This is a genomic window from Pelomonas sp. KK5 (genome assembly GCF_001984095.1).
Lineage (GTDB): Bacteria > Pseudomonadota > Gammaproteobacteria > Burkholderiales > Burkholderiaceae_C > KK5.
Genome location: NZ_LYVQ01000325.1, coordinates 1 through 5341, shown reverse-complemented (window position 1 = coordinate 5341; position 5341 = coordinate 1). Strand labels below are relative to the sequence as shown.

The window sequence follows — 5341 nt, the reverse complement described above, 5'->3', positions numbered from 1 at the left end:
GGTCTCGACCAGGTCGTAGAGGCCGAGTCCCGCCTGTTCGGCGGCGCGACCCAGCGCGTCGAAGGCATCGGCCCGCGGGCCGGCTGCGGAGGGCGCTTCAAGCAGCCAGACGCCGCCTGCGGTGGTATCGGCGTTCGGATCGGCCAGCTGTCTCAGGTAGTCCTCGTGGAGCCGCTCCAGCAGGTCAAGGGCGGGATCGCCGGCCTGGCTCGATGCGGGTCGAGCCTGGACAGACTCCGGCGCCCCCCGTGCGACCTGTTCGAGCGTCGATTCCGGTGCTCCCGGCAGCGCGAACCGTCGAGCCAGCGCGGCCAGTTCCTCGTCATGCGACCCCTCGTCCGGTTCATCATTCATGCGGCAGCTCCCCAGAGTTCAGGCCAGGCCCCGGCCACGCGCAGCAGGACGCCGCTCGCGTCGCTCTGCCAGAAGACGGTTGCGGGCGCGGCCGGCAGCGCGGCCTTGCTCGGCACGGCGATGTAGCGGAGCTCCATGGCGTCGGCCATCAACTGGCCGGCACCCAGTGACTCGACCAGGCGGTACCCAGCCGCTTCGGCGATGGGGCGCGGCAGGTCGCCCAGCAGGGCGTGGGAGAAGCCTGGCTGCTGCAGGCGGTCGAGCGCCTGCACGGCCCGGTCGAGGGCTTCGATCGATTCGGAGTGGGCTTGCCAGCGGGCGAGTACACGGGCCAGCCAATACAGCAGCTCGTCCGGCGAGCCGCAGGCCGCGGGCAGGCGCCGCTGCAGCCAGCGGCGCGTGGCGGGCTGGAACAGCACCAGGGGATGGGGCCGGCCGATGCGATCCTGCGAGGGCACGACGGCGCCGCGCAGGTGGCGGCCCGGCCCGGCGCCCATCACGAACAGCACCGGCGTCATGCTGAGGTCGGGTGCGCGGTCGGCATCGTGGTTCAGCGCCAGCCAGCCGCGCTGGCGCGTCCGGGGCTGCGGGCGGGTCGGCGGCTGCCATTGCTCGGCGACCCAGCGCTGCAGCAGCGCCACGTCGGACGGCGAGGCGCGACGGCTGACGTAGTCGGCCTGCCCGGGCAGCTTGCCCCAGAGGGCCAGCGGGCCGGCGAGGCGCCATCGCACCAGGCGTTGCTCCAGCTCGGCGAGGGGGCGCATCGCTTCACGCCCCCGGGCACTTGAAATTGCGCAGCAGCGTGGCGGCCAGCGGATTGATGCCGCTGGTGCTGAGGTCCAGCAGCACCTTGCGGCCGTCGAAGTCCAGTTCCAGGCCGAGCCGCCCGCTGCTGCTGCCGGGCAGCATGGTGGCGTGTTCCAGCAGGCGCAGCGGAGCCCAGGGGCCGCGCAGCTGGAGCTGGGCCGTTTCCGGCCGCAGGCGCGGCTGCACGGAGACGTCCAGACCGAGGCCCCCGCGCGGGCCGGGCCAGCTGCTGCTCCAGTCCTGTACCGGGCCGTGGGCATAGCGCAGCACTTGGCCGTCGAAGTCGAGGACCAGCTCGGTGATCGTCGGGTCCAGGCGCTCGACGCGCAGGCTCTGCTTCCAGCCCAGGCGCTTGAAGGCGCCGTCGCGCAGATAGGCCTGTCGGATGTCCTGGATCTGGCCGAACGCCTCGGGCGACGGGCCCTGCGCGGCCAGCATCTGCAGCAGTTCCCCGAGCAGCGTGGGACCGGTCTGGGCGGGCATGAGCGGCTTGCCCTCGGCCAGGCCTTCGGTACCGCCGAGCGTGTTGGCGCTTTCGGGTGACTTGTAGCGCCAGGGGCGGGCAGAGGTGTCGACCAGAGGCTGCAGGTATTTGCTGAAGTAGGTCTCGGCGGTGCCGCCGGCGGCGAAGAAGGCGTTGAAGTCGTCCGCCGCCACCTCCTCGCTCGCGCCGGCCGCGAAGGGGTAGCGGCCGGCGATCTGGCGGCGGCAGGGCTCGGCGACCATCATGGCCAGCAGGCCCTGCAGGCGATCGAGCTGGGCGCGGGCCTGGCCGCGCAGGATGCCCTGGGCGCCGCGCGCGATCTTGCCGCTGCCCATGCTGGAGACGTCCAGCAGCACCTTGTGCAGCGGCGCCGGCATCTCCTCGGCAATGATGCGGATCTTGCTGGCGCTGTCGAGGTTGGGCGGTGGCAGCGCGCCGCTCTCGATGGCGGTCTGGGCGACGACCAGGGTGGTGTAGTACTCGTTGAGCGCGCCGGCCACGGCGCCGATGCGCGGGGCGGCGGTCGCGCCCGTGTCGGCCTGGCCGGTGACGACTTCGCGCAGCGCGGCGAAGCGGTCGTCCACGGTGCTGCGCTCCAGGCGCTGCTCGGGCCGCAGGCCGAGGCTTCGACCGAGCTCGGCGCTCTTGCCGTCGACGGCCTGGGCGGCCTTCTCGAAGACGCTCTTGTCGCCCGGGTTCTCGTCCTGGAGCTGCAGCGGGCGCGACAGCGTGGTCTCGACCGCGGCTTGTCGGGCCAGGCGCTGCAGCGGCGAGTCGGCGGCGGCGAGCTGGCGCACGAGGCCGATCTCGAAGCCGATGTTGTCGCTCTCGGCCGCGTTGCGCAGGCGCACGTCGGCGAGGAAGGCATCCCAGCGCCTGGCGTACTCCTGCAGGTACTGGCGGCGCACGTCTTCGACCAGGCCGGAGAGACGTTCGGGAGCGGCGCCGGCGGCGCTGTCGCTGCGGCCCATCACCCAGGCATCGTCGTCCACCGCGGCCGCGACCAGCTCGCGCAGCCGCTTGGCGAAGAGCTGGTGGTAGCCGGCATAGGTGAACAGGCCCGGCACGCCTTCTTCCATAGACTTGCCGGAGTCGCGCCGGAAGCTGGCGCCCACCTGCGGCCCCAGCGCGCCTACCAGGCTGAATTCGCGCGGCGCCGCTTCCTGCACCGTGCGCTTGGCGCGCTCATAGAGTCGCTCGCTGGTGCCGCGGTTGCCGAGGAACTCGCGGGCCTGCTTGATCAGGGCGGCATCGGCCGTCTGGGAGGCCTGCACCACGCGCTCGCCGGAAAAGAGCTGCTGCAGATGGTCCAGCATGGCGGCGCTGTTGCCGAAGCTCTGGGACAGCGGACGCGCGTTGTTGCCGCCGCCGCCGCCGCCACCACCGGCATCGCTGCGCTGCCAGTCGGCCACCACCCAGGCGCGCAGCTGCGCGGAAGCCGTCCTGTCGGCCTGGAAGCGGGCCGGGTCATGCAGCAGCAGGTAGCTGCGCAAGGTGTCGTAGGCGGCCACCTCGTCACCGTCGGCGATGGACTGCTGGAGCCGGTACTCCAGGCGGCGCAGCAGCACCGGCAGCACCATGCGGTCCTGCAGGTGGAAGCACAGCAGGCTGGCCTGCTCGACGACAGGCGGCGGGCTGTAGAGGCCGTACTGCCAGGCCAGCGGGGGCTGCGCCGGATCCAGGCCGACCTGCTGGGCCAGCTGGTGGGCCTCGGTCAGCAGGCCGGCGATGCGCTCGGGATGCTGGGCGACATCGGCGGCCTTGACCTTCTGCTGGAGCAGGGCGGTGCGCTCGCTTACCTCGTCCAGGTAGGCGCGGTTCTTGTCATGACTCAGCAGCAGCGCCCCGAGCAGCCACGTGCAGACCAGCACCACCAGCGCATGGCCCAGCAGGCGCAGCAGCCGGAAGCGCGCTTCCCAGCGCAGATTCGGGCGGACCAGGTGCGCCTCGGGGATCACGACCTTGCGCATCGCGTCGCCGATGAAGAAGCTGCGCTGGCCGCCCTCGGCCAGGTAGGCGAACTTCGGCGGGCCCTGCTCCGTGCGGTGCTGGCGTTGCAGCGCATCGAGCAGGCGGCCGACCAGGCTGCGCGCGTCGGCGCGCGGTACGTGGGCCATCTCGGGCTGAGCGGCGCTGGTGAGGTAGACGCCGCGTAGCATGTGGCGCTGCTGGGTGGTGTCGAAGCGGCTGTCGGCGAAGACCTGTTCGAGCAGCTCGGCCAGGGCCGGGATCAGGGCCTGCAACTCGTGCGGCAGCAGGTAGAGGGACTGGCGTCGGTCCAGCTCGTACTCCTCCTGCAGGCGTGTGCCGAGGCCGGCCTCCAGGCGTTGCTGCAAGGCCTGCAACTCCTCGGCGAGCCGCTCGCGCAGCGGCTGCTCGGCGGGCATGCCGTCTCGCGCAAGCGCCGGCAGCGTGAAGCCCCAGACCTGGCTGCCGGCATCGCTGCCCATCGGCGCGAAGAAGGCATTGAAGCCGCGCAGCATGTCGCACTTGGTGACGAACACATAGACCGGGAAGCGGATGCCCAGTTGCTGGCGCAGCTCGGCCAGGCGCGCGCGCAGCAGTGCGGCATGGGCCAGGCGCTGGCCGGCGTCCTCGCTGCACAGCGTGCCCGCGTCGACGGCCAGCAGCGCGCCGTTGATCGGGGCGCGCACGCGGGCCTTGCGCAGCACGTCGAGGAAGCCGAGCCATTCGGCGTGGTCCTTGGTCGGGCCGGTGGCTTGCGCCGCCGCATCGGTGCCCTCGGCGCCGGTGTAGCGGCCGGCGGTGTCGATCAGTACCGCCTCGTTGGTGAACCACCAGTGGCAGTTGAGCGTGCCGCGGTCGGGCCCGTGCAGTCCGGTTCGCGAGGCGAGCTGCATCTGCTCGGGCAGCGCGAAGGCCAGGCCCGAACGGGCCACCAGCGAGCTCTTGCCGGCACCGGGGCGGCCGATGATCATGTACCAGGGCAGCTCGTAGAGATGGCGCTTTCCCTCCACCAGGCGGCGCAGCAGCGCGACCAGGCTGCCGGTGCGGCCGGCCACGGTGAGCCGCAACTGCCGCAGCTCCGCCAGCGCGCGCTGGGTCTTGCTTTGCAGCTCGCGGATCTCCTCCCTGGCGAGCTGCTGCTGGCCGGCCTTGCGGTCCAGGCCCAGCACGCGGCGGGCGAAGGCCTCGTCGTGCCGGATCATGTGCCAGAGCATGTAGAGCGCCCAGGCCAGGTAGGCGACCAGGATCACCGCGATCAGCAGTGCGCGCGGCCACTCGCCGGCCAGCGGCTGCAAGGGCGCGCCGCCGCTGCCGATCGCCAGCAGCGGGCCGGCATGCCAGATCAGCAGGCACAGCGCCGCCACGGCGAGCACCGACAGCGCCCACTCCAGCAGCACGAAGATGGCAAAGACGACGACGAAGGCGATCAGCGTCACCCGTGCGCCGCTGCTGGCCAGCGGCCTCAGCTCACCGAAGGCCAGCAGCGGCCCGATGAACCAGATGGCGAGGCCCATCAGCAGCACGCCGAGGAAGACGAGGAAGGCACGCAGGCCCGCGGATTGCAAAGGGCTGGTCATGGCGGGATCTCGATCTCAGGAAGGGCTGCGAGGGTCCGAGGCAGGTGAGGGAGCCGGCGCGGCCGGCCCGGTCAGCACCTCGATCTCGACGCGGCGGTTGCGCGCGCGGCCGGCGGCGCCGGCGTTGCTCTCCAGTGGCTGCGTGTCGCCG

General features: G+C 72.1%; 2 protein-coding genes and 1 pseudogene. All 3 read right to left on the bottom strand.

All coding sequences use genetic code 11. From position 1 onward, the window contains the following. Positions 1-354: pseudogene (locus tag B0W88_RS29375) on the bottom strand (hypothetical protein); the annotation flags it as partial. After that, positions 351-1118 (bottom strand): type VI secretion system-associated protein TagF, encoded by a 768-nt coding sequence (gene tagF / locus B0W88_RS29370; RefSeq protein WP_077038077.1) that lies wholly within the window; start codon positions 1116-1118, stop codon positions 351-353. The gene tagF and the pseudogene B0W88_RS29375, both read right to left, overlap by 4 nt. Before the next feature lie 4 nt (positions 1119-1122). Then, entirely contained in the window at positions 1123-5190 is a 4068-nt protein-coding gene (gene tssM / locus B0W88_RS29365; protein ID WP_077038076.1) for a type VI secretion system membrane subunit TssM, read from the bottom strand. Positions 5191-5341: the final 151 nt, after the last annotated feature.

Coding starts and splice junctions, on each gene's coding strand:
- tagF (WP_077038077.1), bottom strand. CDS start 1,118: ATGCGCCCCCTCGCCGAGCTGGAGCAACGCCTGGTGCGATGGCGCCTC.
- tssM (WP_077038076.1), bottom strand. CDS start 5,190: ATGACCAGCCCTTTGCAATCCGCGGGCCTGCGTGCCTTCCTCGTCTTC.